Genomic DNA, 17166 nt, shown 5'->3' with positions numbered 1-17166 from the left:
TCCCAGTTGAATTAAATTAAGGTTTTCATGAGAAAGTGTTTTTATTTCTATAGCGCTACTTTAAATATTCATATTGCAATTTACTTATACAAAGTAAATCACCTTTTTTTAAAGTCTGTTAATTATCATCAGAGGTTGGTAAAAATCGGGGGGACTGGATGAAGGTATTATCCCCCTTACCGAAGGAAAGGGGGAAGTTAACCTGTTATAATAAATTATGTTGATATTATACAGGTGAAATTATATTCAGATTAATACCATGGGTAGTATTGTGATTGATATCTGTTTTCGTCATAGTTAATATTTACTCCTTTAGCTGCGCTTAGGTTTTTATAACTCGTTAATCCCAGGTAATCAAAGTTAATGCGACCAGCTGTAGATTTTGCATTTATAGATTCAAGCCCATAAACATTATTAATATCAATGTTGTTTCTTGAGGTAATATTTACATTTTCGGCATAAATACTATCCATTGCAACTCGATTCGTAGCATTAATATAGGCATCGCCAATAGTTGAAACGCTGCGTGCATTAACATTTTTGCCATTAAGATACACATTCCCAATAGAATGGTTATACCAGTAATCAGGTTCTGAAGCTATATCATTGACATTAATATCATTTTTAGCATTGAGTGTAATGTTTTTAGCGCCTTTAATAACAGGTTGGCCCCAGTAATATGGGGTGGCATTGATATTATTACCACTAATAGTGATGTTATCAACTGCACTGATTCCAGTTAATAAATTAACATCCCCTTTAGCAGCGATACTGATACCGCCTTTGGAGAATAAATCACCGGCCTGAACTTTTCCTCCTGCATTGAGGTCAATATTTGAAGCATATCTGATGACTTCAGTTAAGATATTATTTGCCGCATTAAGCTTAACTTTGCCTTCTGTCGTAATAGCATTTGTGATGATGTTTTTTGCTGACATTGAAATATCAGATATATCTGCCAGCCATGGATTATATGAGTGAGCTACAACATCATGAATGTTAATGTCGTTTTTTGCAGTAAATGTAATATCCCCATCACTACGAATGGTATTATGAATCCATGATTTAGATGTTTGAATGTTATTCGCGCTAATATTCATGTCAGATTTTGAGTAAATATCTCCAGCAAAGTTAACATCTTCTGTTGCTGCGATATTAAGTGTGTTGCCTGAATGAAGACCTTTCAAATTGACTGAACCAATAGTGTCAACATCGATGTCTACCCCACTGAGCGTGCCCAGCGTAGCGTTGCCACCAGATTTAATCGAAACATTATTCATCGAGTTTACAGTTTCGATGTTAATATTGTTTTTTGCGGTTAATGAAATATCTTTATCACTTACCAGAGACGAGTTACCGCCATATGGCGAAGGTAATCCGATGATATTGTTAGCCTTAATAAGTGTAGAACCTCCAATGTAAAGGTTTTGTAAGCTAACATCAGCTGTACTGACAACATTTAGATCAGAGGAAAGTTGAGAGTCACCTAAGTTAGTGTGTGAATCAGTGTTAAGATTTAATGATTTTGCATTCCACATATTGATGTTTGCAAGATCTGTTTTACCTGAGGAGAGGTCAAAATCCCCGCCATAGAAGTTAGTCGACTTTGCTAATAGAGAAGATTTGGTTCCCTGGGAGAATTTTTCCGCATTGATGTTGAGGTATTTCGTTGAAATATCACCATCAACCTTGATATTTATTCCGCTGTAATCAACCACCATGGCGTCACTTTTATTTCCAGCTGCCTGGCTTATATTACCCTGTGTACTTTTGAGCATGATTTGATTATTGGCATTAATATTGGCATTCAGATTAATATCTTTATTCACCGATGCGGAAAATGAAACTGCCATATTGATATCAGCACCTTCAGATTGTGAAAATTTATTTCCAGCCAGCTCCAGAGAGTGGCCTTTAACTGAACTCTTAATATTGATGCTGCTATCATCTGACCAGTTATGGATACGCAGTTTTCCATAATTAACATTAGCATTATCTAAATCGATATTTTTAGCATTACTTTTAACAGTCAAAACAGCGTCAGATTTGGAAATGCTGTTGACCATATTGTCATTGATGACGCTCTTACCTGCGATTAAATCATCAGCAGTTTTAGCTGAATTATCACCAATAACCAAATCATTCGATTTGGTCAGAATGTCAATGCGCTTGCTTCCTCGTAAGTCAGGCCCCTGACCTTCAGCACCTGCCAGGACGTTGTCTGCCTTTATTGTTAATATTCCCGTCTGGATGGTTGACTTTCCAAATTCGACGTGACCATCTTTTTTACTGGCATCAAGAATTGTTAGGTAACGGCCTTTTAATAATGAGTTATCTTTGACGCTGATATTACCACCACTGGCGTGGATAGTATTACCCGCGACAGTACCTGCGATAGCTATATCACTACTATTATTTTCCAGATATATGCCATCGGTGCGCATTATTATCTGGTCTGCTTCCATCGTACCGGTATTGTTGATTACGCTGCGCGTAAGGGTATCTGTTGCCCATGCGGTCAGTGCAATTGAGCCATTAGGCGTGCGGATGATACCACCATTGTTTACCAATGCTCTCAGACTGCCTTTGTTAATTTTGACATTGATCATACCCATTGACGGGAATGAAAGGGTGATGTCTTCGCCTGCGGCGAGGGTAGCCCCCCCTTTAACCGTAGTGATGGTACCTTTGTTATTTACTTCCCCGGCACCGATCAGCGCAACTGAGCTCTCTGCGGAAATAGTACCCTGGTTAGAAACAGTTCCCGTGCCGTTTCCAGAGAATGTAAGGTTTCCTTTCATAAAGTCACTGTCTTGAATATCCAGTGATGAAGCAATCAGGCTACCTACGTCAATGGATGCACCATTATTAATTAATACCCCGTTAGGGTTGACGATAAATACCTGACCGTTGGCACGTAATGCGCCATTAATCTGGGTGGGGTCATGGGAGTTAATACGGTTAAGTACGGCTGAGTTTTTACCAGGCTGAACAAACTGTAAAACCTCTTTTTGGGCAACATCCATATTGTCCCAATTAATAACCATCTTGTCAGTGTTTTGTTTCACTACAGTATGATTTTGATTTTGACTAATTGAACCGTTACCGCTAACGATGGTACCTGTTCCCGCCGCATGAGCAGAGGCGGTAAAAGCAATAGCGACTGCAAGCGCCATAGGATTTAAAGCGATGGTTTTCATTTTCATAACGAAAGTCCTTTTGGTTTAATAAAGATGCGTCATGCATCATGTGGGATGGATGATTTTAAAATTACCCCCCCCCGGTGGATTATATTAAGGTTTTCATGAAATAGTATTTTATTTCTGTAGCGCTATTTTAAATGTTCATATTGCAATTTATTTAAGCAAGGTAAATTATCTTATATTGAGGCCTGTTAATTATCATCACCGGTTGGTAAAAATCAGGATGACCGGATGAAGGGAATTTCCCCCTTGCCGAAGGAAAGGGGGAAGTTAACCTGATAATAAAAACATGTTGATATTATACAGGTGAAATTATATTAAGATTAATACCATGGGGAGTATGATGATTGATATCTGTTTTCGTCATAATTAATATTTACCCCTTTCGATGCTGTCAGGTTTTTATGGCGGGTTGCGGCTAGATAATTAAATCTAATATTCCCATCAGTCGAGGTGGCATTTACAGAATCAAAGCCATACACGTTGGAAACATCAATATTTCCAGTTGTTGAAATGTCTACATTGTTTGCGTAAATAGTATGCATTACAACGTTGTTAGTAGCATTAACAGTGGCATCTCCGAGGGATTCAACACTGCGTGCAAAGATGTTTTTCCCACTGAGATGCACATTCCCATTAAAATAGTTGTTCCAGCGATATGATTCTGAAATTACCTGATGGACATTAATATCATTTTTAGCGGTGAGTGTGATATTTTTTTGGCTCTTAATTACTGGCGTCATCCAGTTATATTGGTGTGCGTTGATATTATCGCCGTTAATAATGAGGTCATTATCGGCAGTAACGTTATGCATTAAATTAACGTCGCCTTCAGCAGCAATAGTGATAGCACCTCTGGATTGTAACTCCCCAGTCTGGATTTTTCCTCCTGCTTTGAGATTAATATCTGATGCGTATTTAACCATTTCAGTGTGGAGATTATTTTCCGCATTAAGATTAACTTTACCTTCAGTAGTAATAATATTTGCAGTGATATTTTTAGCTGAAAGTGAAACATCTGATATTGTCTTTACCCATGGGGTATATGCATTAGCTATCACATCATTAATGTGAATGTTTTCTTTTGCGGTAAGTGTGATGTTCCCGTCACTCTTGATCGTATTTGAACCCCATGATTCAGCGTTTTTTATATTACGAGCACTTATCGTCATATCTGACTTGGAATAAATATTACCGCTCGTGTTAAAGTTTTGTTGAGCTACGATGTTAAGAGTTCCATCTGAATGAATACCCTTGAAATTAACTGATCCTGTCGAATCAACATTAATATCTCTTCCAGCAAGTACATCTAGCGTGAGATTACCACCGGTTTTAATTGACGTTTTATTAATGGCGCTGATGTTTTTTAGGTCAATGTTATTTTTTGCCCTTAGTGTAATATCTTCAGTACTAAATAAAGAGGAGAAGCTACCATATGGCGATGGTAATGCTCTGATATTGTCAGCTTCAATAACTGCTGAACCGCCGACGTAGACGTTCTTTAAAGCGACATCAGCTGTACTGACAACATTCAGATTGGTAGCGAGTTCAGAATAACCCAGATCAGTGTATGAATTTGTATGGATATTTAATGAATTTGCATTCCAAACATTGATATTTTCAAGATCGGTTTTACCTGAAGAGAGATCAAAGTCGCCACCATAAAAATTAGCGGTTGAGGCAGATAGTGAAGAGTTGGTACCCTGGGAGAAAGTATCTGCATTAATTTTCAGTGTGTCCGATGAAGCATCACCATCAATATGGACATTTTTTCCATCGAGATTAATATTCTTACTGGCAATGACACTTGCGTTTTGATTGATTTTTATATTGCTACCGCTGGCGTGGATAGTATTTCCAGTTACAGTGCCAGCAATATTGATGTCGCCAGCTTGTGCGCTGTCAATATTATCCAGGTAAACCCCGTCAGTACGCATTACAATCTGATCGGCTTCCAGCGTACCGGTATTATTGATGACACTGCGGGTCAGTGTATCAGTTGCCCATGCGGTCAGTGCAATTGAGCCATTAGGCGTGCGGATGATACCACCGTTGTTAACCAGTGCGCGCAGGCTGCCTTTATTAATCTTGACACTGATCAGACCCATTGACGGGAATGAAAGGGTGATATCTTCGCCTGCGGCGAGGGTAGCTCCCCCTTTAACCGTAGTGATGGTACCTTTGTTATTTACTTCCCCGGCACCGATCAGTGCAACTGAGCTCTCTGCGGAAATAGTACCCTGGTTAGAAACAGTTCCCGTGCCGTTTCCAGAGAATGTAAGGTTTCCTTTCATAAAGTCACTGTCTTGAATATCCAGTGATGATGCAATCAGGCTACCTACGTCAATGGATGCACCATTATTGATTAATACCCCGTTAGGGTTGACGATAAATACCTGACCGTTAGCACGCAATGCGCCATTAATCTGGGTGGGGTCATGGGAGTTAATACGGTTAAGTACGGCTGAGTTTTTACCCGGCTGAACAAACTGTAAAATCTCTTTTTGGGCAACGTCCATATTGTCCCAGTTAATAACCATCTTGTCAGTGTTTTGTTTCACTACAGTATGATTTTGATTTTGGCTAATTGAACCGTTACCGCTAACGATGGTGCCTGTTCCCGCCGCATGAGCAGAGGCGGTAAAAGCAATAGCGACCGCAAGTGCCATAGGGTTTAAAGCGATGGTTTTCATTTTCATAACGGAAGTCCTTTTGCTTTGATAAAGATGCGTCATGCATCATTGGTAATGAATAATTTTACATTTATTGTTTTGTTGCAGGGTAGGTGAATTTTTCCATAAAAGAAAGTTTATTTTTTCGTGTGATTCTATTTTAGTATTATTTCTACTTTTGGTTCCTGATGTATTCTTGATATATCTATTTAACTGGTGATTTTAAACATGGTTTTTATGTTTTGTACTTTAAATAACTTTAGTTAGCCGTTGGTGGTGTCCAATGACTTTTCATCTTTAACCAACTTACTGCTGTTATTTTATACATCTCTTTTTACTGAATCAAAAACGATAACCAGCATTAATCCAGCCCATGGCTTTATTTTGTGAACTTAGTAACTCATCTTTTCCGTCACGCCATGCATAACTGGCATTGATAAATAATTTTGAGTTAAATTCATAACTTAAGCCAACTCCGTAGCCGCGAAGTTTAACTTTTGATGGATACCTGGAAAACTTCTGTACTTTACCGGAAGCGTAATCATAAAAGATCTGCCCTGTCATCCCATTGAAACCTGGTATCCTAAAGCTGAACCCGGGAGAGACTATCCATGCGCTATCTGCACTTGCAGAAGAGTTACTATAGGCGCGAACTGCATAAGGCCCGCCGAGAGACATCTTCTCTGCGCCGTCCAGGTTTTTACTGGCCTGCTGTGCGTTTAACGCTAGATTAAACGCTACACCGGGCATTAAGCCCTGCTGGAATTTTAGCTCCTGATTTGCTTTATAAAAATCCCCCTTAGTGCTTAAACCATTCCAGTCATCACTGTTATTTAAACGGCCTGCGGTAGTTGAAAATTGGTATTGCAAAATATTATTTCCATTCCAAAGTATTTTTGGGATATAACCAGATATCTGTGCGGAAATAATTGATGATGAACGGCTGTTACTTTCATCCCAGAATTTATCATTCATCCTCTTAAGATCGAAATTCAGACCAAGCGTCATATTGCTGCCACTGCTTCTGATAAGTGAATGACTACTATACAGCGAGGCTACCTCGGCAAAACCATCCCCCAGACCATGTAAATAAGGGCCCCCTAATTTATAATTGACCCTTGAATAGGACAGACCTGCCCTTGAACCACCTGTTGTGACTGGAGCATCATAGGACAAGCGAGAGATAATAGTGTTGCCGTGCTTACTATCTTTGTTTATTTGTATAAAGTCAGGAGAGTAGTAAGCGAGGGCCTGCAACCGATCGCCAAAACCCAGCGGACTATTGATATTTATCTGCGTACCGATACGGTTACGGCCGCTCGATATTGAACCTGTGTTATCAAATACTACAATACCGTCGATTCGTGAAGAAGGGGTTAAATCAAGATTTAATACACTCCCACCCTTTTCTTTTCCAGCGGAGAGGAAAGGAGAAACTTCACCAACGCCCGGTAAATCAGAAAGATAAAGCAACTGACTTTCAATATCAGTGATTCCACTTTTTGATTTTTTTATTCTTTGTACGTATTTTTCAATTGAAAAATTTTTAATGAGTGATGCGTTTTTATGCAGGCTGATGTTTTCAAGGTGGCCGGTCATTATCTTAATAATAACAGTGCCGTTCTCTATTTTTTGGTTTGGAACATAAGCATAGCTCAGGCGTTCACCATACTGCTGGAGTATTGAGGTGATATCCATAGCAACTTCACGCAGCTCTGCGATCGTCATGTTTTTATCGTGATACTGTTCGACGAATTTTTTAATTATTTTATCAGCAGATTTCGGAGCATCATCAACCCTTATGTTGCTTACATGCAGTTCAGGCCCACGTTTAGAATCTTTTTTTTCCTTTTTACTCTTTTCGACAGGCTGATCTTGAAGTTCGTTTAAACCCTTTGATTGTGGTGCCGAGGGAACATTAAGCATGGGGTTGTTTTGTAGTAACTCTCCACTCATCGTCATTCCCGGAGGGATGTTATTCGCCATTGCATTAACGGGAAGTATGCTTGTGGCAATAAGAAAGTTGCAAAAAGTCTTATTGATGGTATTTTTTTTAATTTCCATTCTAATAACTATCCGTATGCATCATTTGGTGATTTAAAAAAATACCCCCTCCACCAGGAGTAGGGGGTTAAATTGAATAATTATTCTTAGTATTTGGGTACGTATAGCATTTCGGTACCTGCGTTATTATTTGCACTTCTAGCGTTTTGTTGAGGATGCTGCCCAACATTATAACTTAGTGCATATCCCGGATTGAATCCAATGTTGAATCCCGGAATGAGGCCAGGAATAAGCCCAGGAATAAGTCACGGAATGTCGTTAACACCTGGGGTGATACCCGGAATACCGCTAACGATGGTGCCTGTTCCTGCTGCATGAGCAGAGGCGATAAAAGCAATAACGATCGCAAACGCCATCGGGCTTAGAGAAAGGGGGCTCATTTTCATAACGTAAGTCCTTTTGGTTTTTCAAGAAAGATGCATCATGCACCATGAAATATGGAATGCTTTCTTATTATTATTTGCTGGCAGGGTAAATTAATTTTTATGTAAAAGAAAGTGTTTTTGTGTCAATTTTGGAATTATAGTTTTTTTTGATTCTGCCTTTCCAGATAACTGTTTTATATTAGTTGGTTTTTTTTGAATTTTATTGGTGATTTTTGTTTGTTTATTAGTGGGGTGTTATTTTTTTTATGTGAGATAACTTAGAGGGGCTGTGGTGTGTGGGCGTTATTTAACGCCTCTATTTTTTTAATTGAATTTGTTAATAATTTTTGTTGTGTATTTTTTTTGAGTCGGAATTGATTTTACCTGTTGGTGGATATGTTTCGGTAACTGATGTCAGAAAAGTAAAGAAATAAGCTGTCAAAAAAATAAATAGAAAAATAATAATAAGTAGCTTAATTGATTTTTTCATAAATAACCGTATTGATATTTGAAAGGGAAGTTTTTTCTCAAAGACAGGCCTTCACACCTGTCTCAGTTAGCGTTGGGCATCTGTTGGCTATTCGTATCACCGCGGGCATTAATGCACTTCGCGCGGCTACGATCCTTTAACTCACTGTTCCAACAATGCGTAAATCCACCTCATCGGGAACTTCGTTATAGGAAAGCACATGCAGACCGGAAGCAAAAAGACGGCTGTAACGAGCGATTAGCGGTCGAAGCTGCGGAGTGACCAACAGTACCGACGTCAGATTTTGTGCTTTCAACTGTTCCAGTACTACCGGCAGCGTGGACTGGAGCTGAGTAAGAATATTAGGGTCAACCGGGAAGCTATCGAGCATCACTTTACCGGCCTGCTGCGCCTGATTTAGCGAACCGAGCAGCAGGTTTTCAAGCTGGTTGTCCAGCGTATAGGCAGAGAGAGGTTTGTTATCTGGTGCGATAGCCGCCACCATCGCCCTGCGCAGAGCAAAACGCACATCCGAAGCCAGTAAAATGGCATCTTTGGTGATGGCAGCGCTTTCAACCAGCGTTGTGGCGATGGTGGTGATATCTTTCAGCGAAACCTGATCCTGCAACAGCAGTCGATATACCTTTAGCTGCTGGCTGAAGTTCAGCGCACTATTCAGATCATCTGCCAGCCTGGGGGCTACGCCCGCCAGCCGGAGATTTAATTGGGTAATGTCGTCATAGTTAAACAGCTCGGGCAAATGTTCGCGCGTCACCCGGTTAATATGTGTCGCGATCACGCTGGCGCAGTCAACAACCTGGTAACCGAGATTTAGCGCCTGTGGTTTCATCTCCGGCGTGATCCAGGTGACCGCCAGGCCATAGGCAGGATCGTTATCCAGCACGCCATCAACCTCACCGTACTGTTCTGCGGTGGGGATAGCCATCAGGCGATCCGGGTGTACCTCACCGACTGACGTACGCACGCCGTTCACCTTAATGGCGTACTGTGCCGGTTTCAGACGGAAATCTTCGCGAATTGAAATCTCCGGCAGTAAAACTCCGCTGGTTTCAGACACCACCTGCCTGACCCCCCGCACACGCAGAGTCAGCGGGTTGCCTTTGGCTTTATCAACCAGAGTGACCAGTTTATAGCCGAGATTCAGCCCCAGGGGTTCAATTAGCGGAATGCTTTCCCAGCAGACGTTAACGCTGTCGCTATCGTCCAGCGCTCTGTTTAGCGCCTCCATATCCTGGGTATTCTGGCTGGGCTTTTTGACGGCCTGACTCTGACGCCAGGCGGTAAATAGCAGCAGGGCGGTAAAGGCCAGAAATACCAGATGTGGCATCCCCGGCACAATCGCCAGAATAAACATTACTAAGCCAGCGGTGTAGAGGGTGGCGGGTTTAGCCAGCAGCTGTCGGTGAATATCTTCAGAAATACCGCTGCTGTCTTCGTCGCTGACGCGAGTCACCATAATTGCCGCCGCTGAGGCCAGCAGCAGAGAAGGGATCTGGGCTACGAGGCCATCACCAATGGTCAGCAGCACATACTGATCGAAGGCCTGACCAGCATCAAGATTATGCTTGAAGATACCAATCAAAATTCCGCCGATCACGTTGATCAGCAGGATCATAATACCGGCTACTGCATCGCCGCGTACAAACTTGGAGGCACCGTCCATCGCGCCATAGAAGTCAGCCTCACTGGCAACGTCTTTACGCCTCACGCGTGCCTGTTCCTGATTAATCAGACCGGCATTCAGATCCGCATCGATCGCCATCTGCTTACCAGGCAAGGCATCGAGGGTAAAGCGCGCAGAAACTTCTGAAATACGTTCGGCACCTTTAGTGACCACCACGAAGTTGATGATCATCAGGATGACAAACACCACGAAGCCCACCACAAAGTTCCCGCCGATAACCACATTACCGAAGGATTCAATCACCTTACCGGCGGCGCCCACACCCTCGTGACCATTCAGTAACACCACGCGCGTGGAGGCAACGTTTAACGTCAGACGCATCAGAGTGGTGACCAGCAGAATGGTCGGGAATACTGCGAAATCCAGCGGGCGTTTACTGTTCACGCTCGCCAGCAATACCATCACTGCCAGCACAATATTAAAGGTGAATAGTACGTCCAGCACGATCGGCGACAGGGGTAAAATAACCATTGCCAGCACGCTGAGTAGCAGCAGTGGAACGCCAATATGACTATTGCGGAGCAGCGATTTCAGCGTGCTTACATTAAACGTTGCCATGTTTTTCAAACTCATTTTCAGGAAGAGGAATATGCAGATCCAGATGCGGCTGTTCACCCTGCCCGGAACGCCAGGACTTGAGCTGCATAACGTAAGTCAGTACCTGTGCTATAGCCCGATACAGGGAGGCCGGCACCTGTTGGTTAACGCGCGTACTGTAATAAATCGAGCGCGCCAGCGGTGGAAACTCCACCACTTCAATTTTGTGTTGTCGGGCCACGGCACGAATATGTAGCGCTATCTCGTCGAGTCCTTTTGCCACGATATAGGGGGCTGCGGCTTTATCCGGCGCGTATTTCAGCGCAACGGCATAGTGCGTCGGGTTAACAATCACCACGTCGGCCTGCGGTACCTGTTGGTTAATCAGCCCCATAGACATCTGCCGCTGAAGCTGACGAATACGGCCCTTAATCTGTGGGTTACCCTCCTGGTTTTTATGCTCATCGCGCACCTCTTTTTTGGTCATGCGCATTTTTTTTATGAATAAATACTTACTCAGCGGCACGTCGATAAAGGCAAACAGCGCGATGGTGATCACAAACACCTTGATGACTCCGGCGTAATGGGTAAACCCCTCTGAAATCGCCTCATGCAGGAAATGAGATTGCAGCGTCATAAACACCGGCAGTTCATCCTGAATTGTTGACCACAGCAGCCCCAGCACCACTGCGCATTTAACGATCATCTTTAACACGTCGGTAAGGTGCTGTTTTCCCACCATACGTTTGGCCCCGGAGATCGGGTTCAGTTTTTTAAAGTCCGGTTTGATGCGCCCCGGCGCAAAAATCCAGCCGCCAGGCACCAGTGTGGCCAGACAGGCGATCAGCGGTATCGGCACCAGCGTTGCCAGTATTTTTAAAATAATCAGCACCTGAGTCAGCATAAACTGATGCAGAGCGCCATCATCGTGAATACGGCTGGCCATCTGGTTTACCGCAGTAAATGACGCCTGTATCTGCTCCCGATAGTAGGGAAAAAAGGTACTGATGATCGCCAGACTGGCTACCAGACCTGCGGCCATTGTCACGTCCCTTGAGCGCGGAATATCGCCTTTTTTACGTGATTTATTCAGCTTACGGGCGCTGGGCTTTTCACTTTTATCACCGCTACTGGCCGACATCAGTGGCTCCTTAACGAATCAAACAGCAGCAGGATCTGGTTGGTCAGCGACAGATAGTGTTGCGGAATACTGCCACTAAGCAGCATCAGGCAGAACAGACCAAACAGCATGCTGATGGGGAATCCAAGGGCAAACAGGTTCAGCGTTGGCGAGATACGGTTTAGCAGGCCGAATACTCCCTGAACCAGCAGCATAATAAACACCGTCGGCAGCGCCAGCAGCACTGCGCTGGTCAGCAGCCATCCCACGCCGGTCGTAACCGTACGCAGGGTCAACGTGTTGATTGCCTGGCCAATCGGCCAATAGGCGAACCCTTTATAGAGAATGGTCAGCAGCAGCAGATGACCATCCACACTGAAAAACAGCAGAATGGTAAAGACGAAGACAATTTGCGAAATCACCATCGTCGAGCTGCCGCTGCCAGGATCGTTCATTACCGCCATGCCCAGCCCCATATTCATTGATAATATTGCTCCGGCCGTTTGCAGCGCGATAAATACCCAGTTAAGCATCTGGCCAAACAGCAAACCCCAGAGGAGCTGTTCTCCGGTCAGCAGTAACGCCTGCACCGACATCAGTTCCTTAAGCACCACATTGTTGTCCAGCATCGGCGTGATAAGAATGCTTAACAGCAGTGCCAGCCCGGCTTTGGCTTTATGCGGAAAAGCCCGATGTTCAAACACCGGGCAGAAATGGAAAAAAGCGGCAATGCGGATAAACGGAAGCCACAGCGCCAGCAGCGGGTCGATCAGCTCATTGATGGAGATGCCCACGGTCAGCCTGCTAAGGCTGCGGCCTGTTCAAAAATCAACAGGGTAAAATCGAGCAGCTGTGTGAGCATCCATTTTCCGGCAAATACCAGAACCAGCATGGTCATCACCAGTCGCGGAAGAAAGCTGAGTGTTTGCTCATTAATCTGCGTTGTGGCCTGAAAGATGCTGACCACCAGGCCGGTCATCAGGCTGGGCAGAATCGCCACCACCGAGATCGTCAGCACCAGCTTCAGACCCTGGGCAATAATGTCGCCCGCAACATCAATGGTCATCATGGCGACAGCCCCTGAACGCTTTTCGTCAGCGTCCCTACAATCAGAGACCAGCCGTCACAGAGAACAAACAGGATTAGCTTAAAGGGCAGTGAAACAATCAGCGGCGACAGCATCATCATGCCCATTGCCATCAAAATACTGGCAACAATCAGGTCAATCACCAGGAAGGGGATATAGATCATAAAGCCGATCTTAAACGCTGTTTTCAGTTCACTCAGCACAAAAGCCGGTGCCACGATGGTCAGATCCTGTTTCTCCGGATCGCCGCTGGCGTTGGCGATGGTCATGATCTGCGCCAGCGATGTTGAGCTGGTTTGCGACAGCATAAATTTTTTCAGCGGTACTTCACCGGTGGCCAGCGCCTGAGTCAGGGTGATCTCTTCGGCCTGATAGGGCAGCACCGCTTCCTGATATATCTGTGTCCAGACCGGGCGCATCACCAGAATGGTCAGCACCAGTGCAATACCGGTCAAAATTTTATTAGGCGGGCTCTGTTGCAGACCTATCGCCTGACGCAGCAGCGCCAGAACGATGATAAAGCGGGTAAAGCAGGTCATCATTAATAGCATGATCGGCAGCAGCCCGAGCAGAGTCATCAGGATCAGGATCTCAACTTTTACGCTGTAATCCTGGCTGCCGTCGGGCTGGGTTGTAGAGCTGAACAGCGCCAGCCCGCTATCTGCGGCCAGCGCCAGCAGCGGAGTGAACAGCAGGGCGCATGCCAGTGCGACTTGCGCTAACTTGCTCAACAGGGGTCGCTTCATAGCGCCAGTTCACCCAGCTCTTTATTGTTGAACTCAATGATCCGTAGTCCGTACTTATCGTTAAGCACTACCACTTCGGCCTTACCAAGCAGGATGCCGTTAACTTTGACGTCCAGCGGCTCGCCTGCCATTTTGTCCAGTTCCAGCACCGAGTCATTATTCACGTTGATCAGTTCAGCCAGTGAGATCTCAACGGAAGCAACTTCCAGCGTCAGGGTGACCGGGATACGGCTGAACAGCGACAAATGGCGCTGCTTTTCACGCATTACCGCGTTTTGCCCGGCGTCATCAACGATGCCGGTATCTTCTGCTACGGTTTCATCCAGAGAAAAATCAAAATCAAGTTTACTGTCCGTCTGGTTATTTACTTCAGTCATAAGATTTCTCGGTGTTTAACTCTCTAAATTCTGAAAAGAATAATTTTCCGTGGTCTTCAGCAATGACCGCGATGAATAACGGCTGTTTACCAATAAACAGCGGAATGCGGTCGCAGGGCGTCATTGGCAGGATGTCGCCCGTTTTAATCTCAAGCAGTTCAGCTACCGTTAGAGGAATGCTGACCAGCCTGCCGGTCAGATGGACTGGCAGCGTCATAAAGGAGGTTTGCAAACCTGCTACCGGTTTTTCCGGATGGCTTATCGCAGAACTCTCGGTCTGCTGGCGTAAGTTCACCAGCAGACGATCGACATGCGCGTTATCCAGCAACAGTGAAAACCCACCTTCATACCCCTCAAGGGTGAAGTTAATACGGTATGACCATTGCGTAATCAGCGAAGCCGGGTCGGATTTAATCTGCAACTCTTTGCCAAAAAGCCCTTCACCGGTAATCAACGCAACCAGTTCCTGAGCCAGCTTATTCTTCAGCCGCTCTTCCGTTTTGGTGACAGGGGCATTTTCTGAAGAAATATTTTCCTGGCGTTCTTTGTTTAGCCCGTAATAATCATGCAAAACATTCAGTAACAGACCTCTTTCAATATCAAAAGCCAGGCTGCCAATATCGCTGGACAGGATTTTTGTCTGCTTCTGCCATGCATCCATTTCAAAACTCATCGTCTTTAGTGCGGCGTTGACACGATATTTTTTCAAAAAATACGTATTCAATTTCGCATCCAGACTGTCGTGCATATCGTTAAAAATCTTTGGGATTTTATGATACGGCCGACCGAGCTTATTGACCTCTAATTTCATCATTTCTGGATGATGACCAGAATGATAAATTTTTACCTGGCTACAGGAGTGTCGCATGATGTTATTCCAATAGATTATGACCCCATCTTTCCTCCAGCCTCTTAAACGGGTAAGTTCCTGGGGGCGCTGCATGCAACTCGAATTATTTATGGTGAGGTGATAAAAGTGTTTAATTCTTCTATGTTTCTGTCGCTTTAGTAAGTTATGAGCGCGTTTCTCTTTTAGTTCTGTATCTGTTACAGGTGTGTAATTAGAGCAATTACCGATGCTTATAGCAATATGAGAGTGATTATTAATCCTTTAAGATCCTTATTTTTATTATTTAAGTGGGGTGTTGATAATCAAAAAATAAAAAATAACCTTTTGATTTTAGTTGGTTATGTATTTTTAATGTCAATTGAAGTGATTCTGGCTGTTATTGACCGTATACTCGCCATGAAGTTTATTTGTGGTGAGGTTTTTCGACGCTCATTTTATCTATCTCCCGGCTTTTAGGCATTCTGCTTTCCGGATTTTTAACTCTGACAATAAGAAGTAACTTAACCACTTTGTTTTAGCTGTAGTGGTAATAAAGGGAGGGTCTTGTTGTGAAAATTTCAAAAAAAGATTCTAAAATGGAAAGTTTGGGTTTTATCGCTCACGCGGATGTCAGCATTAAACTACTTGCTCTTGCTCGCCGTGTTGCCAAACATGATGTCCCTGTTTTAATTACCGGTGAAACCGGAACCGGGAAGGAGTGCGTGGCAAAATATATTCATCACCATGCCTTTGAACACTCCGCGCCCTATATCGGGGTGAACTGTGCCGCAATTCCGGAAAGTATGCTGGAAGCAATGCTCTTTGGCTATGAAAAGGGGGCGTTCACCGGTGCGGTAACCAGTCAGCCGGGTAAATTTGAGCAGGCGAATGGCGGAACCTTATTGTTAGATGAAATTGGCGATATGCCGCTGGCCCTGCAGGCCAAATTACTGCGCGTATTACAGGAGCAGGAAGTTGAGCGTTTAGGTAGCCATCAGCGCATAAAACTGGATATCCGTTTGATTGCCTCTACCAATAAAAATCTGGAAGATGAAATTGCTGAAGGGCGCTTCCGTCAGGATCTCTTTTATCGTTTATCCGTGGTGCCTGTTCATATTTCCCCGCTCAGAGAACGTCAGCAGGACATTATTCCTCTGGCGGAACTCTTTTTACGTAAATATCGATCGTTCTCACTGACGCGGCCCACGCTGACCGCTGAAGCACGCAGCTGGCTGCAACGCTACCCGTGGCCGGGCAACGTGCGCGAGCTGGAAAATGCCATACAGCGTGGTTTGATTATGTGTAGTGAAGGGGTGCTGGACGCCGGATGCTTCGGTATCGGAGCGCCGCTGCCTGCTGCTACTTCTGCACCGGCCATCAAAACAGCCAGTACCGCTAACGAAGCGCTGCTGCCGCTGCCGTCAGGCGAGCGTCCGATTAAACAGCACGGGCGTCTGGCTGAATTCCAGTACATCGTCGATCTACTGAAATGCCATCAGGGCAACAAGTCTAAAACTGCGGCCTCTCTCGGCATTACGCCGCGCGCGTTACGCTACCGACTGGCTTCTATGCGCCAGCAGGGATTTGACTCCGGCTTTATGTCTTAATCCTTTGACCAGGAATACTATTTTATGATCGAAAAAATCCCCGCTAACGCATTTTCTGCCGGACATGCGCAGATAATGGCTGAAATGGAGCAGATGCGCGCCCGGGCAACCGGCAGCCAGATTGCAGCAGCAGCCCATCAGCCGCAGATGGGCTCAGTGTCCGCACCATCCTTTGGTTCTGTGCTTCAGCAGGCTATCCGGCACGTAGATAGCCAGCAACACGTGGCCGCTGAGAAACAGCGTGCGGTAGATATGGGAACCAGTGATGACCTGATGGGAGCAATGCTGGAGAGCCAGAAAGCTACCGTCGCGTTTTCCGCTTTGATGCAGGTGCGTAACAAGCTCAACGCCGCCTTCGATGAAGTCATGAATATCTCAATGTAAG

Annotated in this window: 13 protein-coding genes; 2 read left to right on the top strand and 11 right to left on the bottom strand. The window is 44.5% G+C overall.

The window, feature by feature from the left end:
- Positions 1–251: 251 nt before the first annotated feature.
- The 11 genes from GN242_RS15550 to GN242_RS15500 form a co-directional block, all read right to left on the bottom strand.
- On the bottom strand, positions 252–3206 hold the full coding sequence (locus GN242_RS15550; RefSeq protein ID WP_154752265.1) for a two-partner secretion domain-containing protein: 2955 nt from the start codon (positions 3204–3206) through the stop codon (positions 252–254).
- Positions 3207–3526: 320 nt separating this feature from the next.
- Positions 3527–5902: a two-partner secretion domain-containing protein gene (locus tag GN242_RS15545; RefSeq protein ID WP_197094737.1), complete on the bottom strand. Its 2376-nt coding sequence runs from the start codon at positions 5900–5902 to the stop codon at positions 3527–3529.
- Positions 5903–6217: 315 nt separating this feature from the next.
- A complete protein-coding gene (locus GN242_RS15540) occupies positions 6218–7939 on the bottom strand; it encodes a ShlB/FhaC/HecB family hemolysin secretion/activation protein (protein WP_156287801.1) in 1722 nt (573 codons plus the stop codon).
- Between the two features lie 245 nt (positions 7940–8184).
- Positions 8185–8325 carry a hypothetical protein gene (locus GN242_RS15535; protein ID WP_154752262.1) on the bottom strand — a complete coding sequence of 47 codons (141 nt, stop codon included), beginning with the start codon at positions 8323–8325 and terminating at the stop codon, positions 8185–8187.
- A 605-nt stretch (positions 8326–8930) separates the two neighbouring features.
- Positions 8931–11036 (bottom strand): flagellar biosynthesis protein FlhA, encoded by a 2106-nt coding sequence (locus GN242_RS15530; RefSeq protein ID WP_156287800.1) that lies wholly within the window; start codon positions 11034–11036, stop codon positions 8931–8933.
- Positions 11023–12156: a flagellar biosynthesis protein FlhB gene (gene flhB, locus GN242_RS15525; RefSeq protein WP_154752260.1), complete on the bottom strand. Its 1134-nt coding sequence runs from the start codon at positions 12154–12156 to the stop codon at positions 11023–11025. Before flhB ends, GN242_RS15530 begins: the two co-directional genes overlap by 14 nt.
- Positions 12156–12929 carry a flagellar biosynthetic protein FliR gene (fliR, locus tag GN242_RS15520; RefSeq protein WP_156287799.1) on the bottom strand — a complete coding sequence of 258 codons (774 nt, stop codon included), beginning with the start codon at positions 12927–12929 and terminating at the stop codon, positions 12156–12158. The genes flhB and fliR overlap by 1 nt, the downstream gene beginning before the upstream one ends.
- Before the next feature lie 2 nt (positions 12930–12931).
- Entirely contained in the window at positions 12932–13204 is a 273-nt protein-coding gene (fliQ, locus tag GN242_RS15515; RefSeq protein WP_195918345.1) for a flagellar biosynthesis protein FliQ, read from the bottom strand.
- Positions 13201–13968 carry a flagellar type III secretion system pore protein FliP gene (fliP, locus tag GN242_RS15510; protein ID WP_154752258.1) on the bottom strand — a complete coding sequence of 256 codons (768 nt, stop codon included), beginning with the start codon at positions 13966–13968 and terminating at the stop codon, positions 13201–13203. Before fliP ends, fliQ begins: the two co-directional genes overlap by 4 nt.
- Positions 13965–14345 (bottom strand): flagellar motor switch protein FliN, encoded by a 381-nt coding sequence (gene fliN / locus GN242_RS15505; RefSeq protein WP_154752257.1) that lies wholly within the window; start codon positions 14343–14345, stop codon positions 13965–13967. The genes fliP and fliN overlap by 4 nt, the downstream gene beginning before the upstream one ends.
- Positions 14338–15288, bottom strand: a complete 951-nt coding sequence (locus tag GN242_RS15500) for a FliM/FliN family flagellar motor switch protein (RefSeq protein ID WP_231617107.1) — start codon at positions 15286–15288, stop codon at positions 14338–14340. The genes fliN and GN242_RS15500 overlap by 8 nt, the downstream gene beginning before the upstream one ends.
- 482 nt (positions 15289–15770) lie before the next feature.
- Here GN242_RS15500 and GN242_RS15495 point away from each other — a divergent pair, with 482 nt between their 5' ends.
- Positions 15771–16781, top strand: coding sequence for a sigma-54 interaction domain-containing protein (locus GN242_RS15495; protein WP_154752256.1), 1011 nt, complete (start codon positions 15771–15773; stop codon positions 16779–16781).
- 27 nt (positions 16782–16808) lie between these two features.
- Positions 16809–17165 carry a flagellar hook-basal body complex protein FliE gene (gene fliE, locus GN242_RS15490; RefSeq protein WP_374189539.1) on the top strand — a complete coding sequence of 119 codons (357 nt, stop codon included), beginning with the start codon at positions 16809–16811 and terminating at the stop codon, positions 17163–17165.
- Position 17166: the final 1 nt, after the last annotated feature.

It is taken from the genome of Erwinia sorbitola, assembly GCF_009738185.1.
GTDB classification, from domain to species: Bacteria; Pseudomonadota; Gammaproteobacteria; order Enterobacterales; family Enterobacteriaceae; genus Erwinia; species Erwinia sorbitola.
The sequence above is the reverse complement of the archived record's forward strand: the minus strand, read 5'-3'. Positions and strand labels throughout refer to the sequence as shown.

Excerpts from the sequence above, each read along its gene's own strand:
- GN242_RS15550 (WP_154752265.1), bottom strand. The coding sequence starts at position 3,206 with ATGAAAATGAAAACCATCGCTTTAAATCCTATGGCGCTTGCAGTCGCT.
- GN242_RS15500 (WP_231617107.1), bottom strand. The coding sequence starts at position 15,288 with ATGCAGCGCCCCCAGGAACTTACCCGTTTAAGAGGCTGGAGGAAAGAT.
- GN242_RS15545 (WP_197094737.1), bottom strand. The coding sequence starts at position 5,902 with ATGAAAATGAAAACCATCGCTTTAAACCCTATGGCACTTGCGGTCGCT.
- GN242_RS15530 (WP_156287800.1), bottom strand. The coding sequence starts at position 11,036 with ATGGCAACGTTTAATGTAAGCACGCTGAAATCGCTGCTCCGCAATAGT.
- flhB (WP_154752260.1), bottom strand. The coding sequence starts at position 12,156 with ATGTCGGCCAGTAGCGGTGATAAAAGTGAAAAGCCCAGCGCCCGTAAG.
- GN242_RS15540 (WP_156287801.1), bottom strand. The coding sequence starts at position 7,939 with ATGGAAATTAAAAAAAATACCATCAATAAGACTTTTTGCAACTTTCTT.
- GN242_RS15495 (WP_154752256.1), top strand. The coding sequence starts at position 15,771 with ATGGAAAGTTTGGGTTTTATCGCTCACGCGGATGTCAGCATTAAACTA.
- GN242_RS15535 (WP_154752262.1), bottom strand. The coding sequence starts at position 8,325 with ATGAAAATGAGCCCCCTTTCTCTAAGCCCGATGGCGTTTGCGATCGTT.
- fliP (WP_154752258.1), bottom strand. The coding sequence starts at position 13,968 with ATGAAGCGACCCCTGTTGAGCAAGTTAGCGCAAGTCGCACTGGCATGC.
- fliQ (WP_195918345.1), bottom strand. The coding sequence starts at position 13,204 with ATGATGACCATTGATGTTGCGGGCGACATTATTGCCCAGGGTCTGAAG.
- fliN (WP_154752257.1), bottom strand. The coding sequence starts at position 14,345 with ATGACTGAAGTAAATAACCAGACGGACAGTAAACTTGATTTTGATTTT.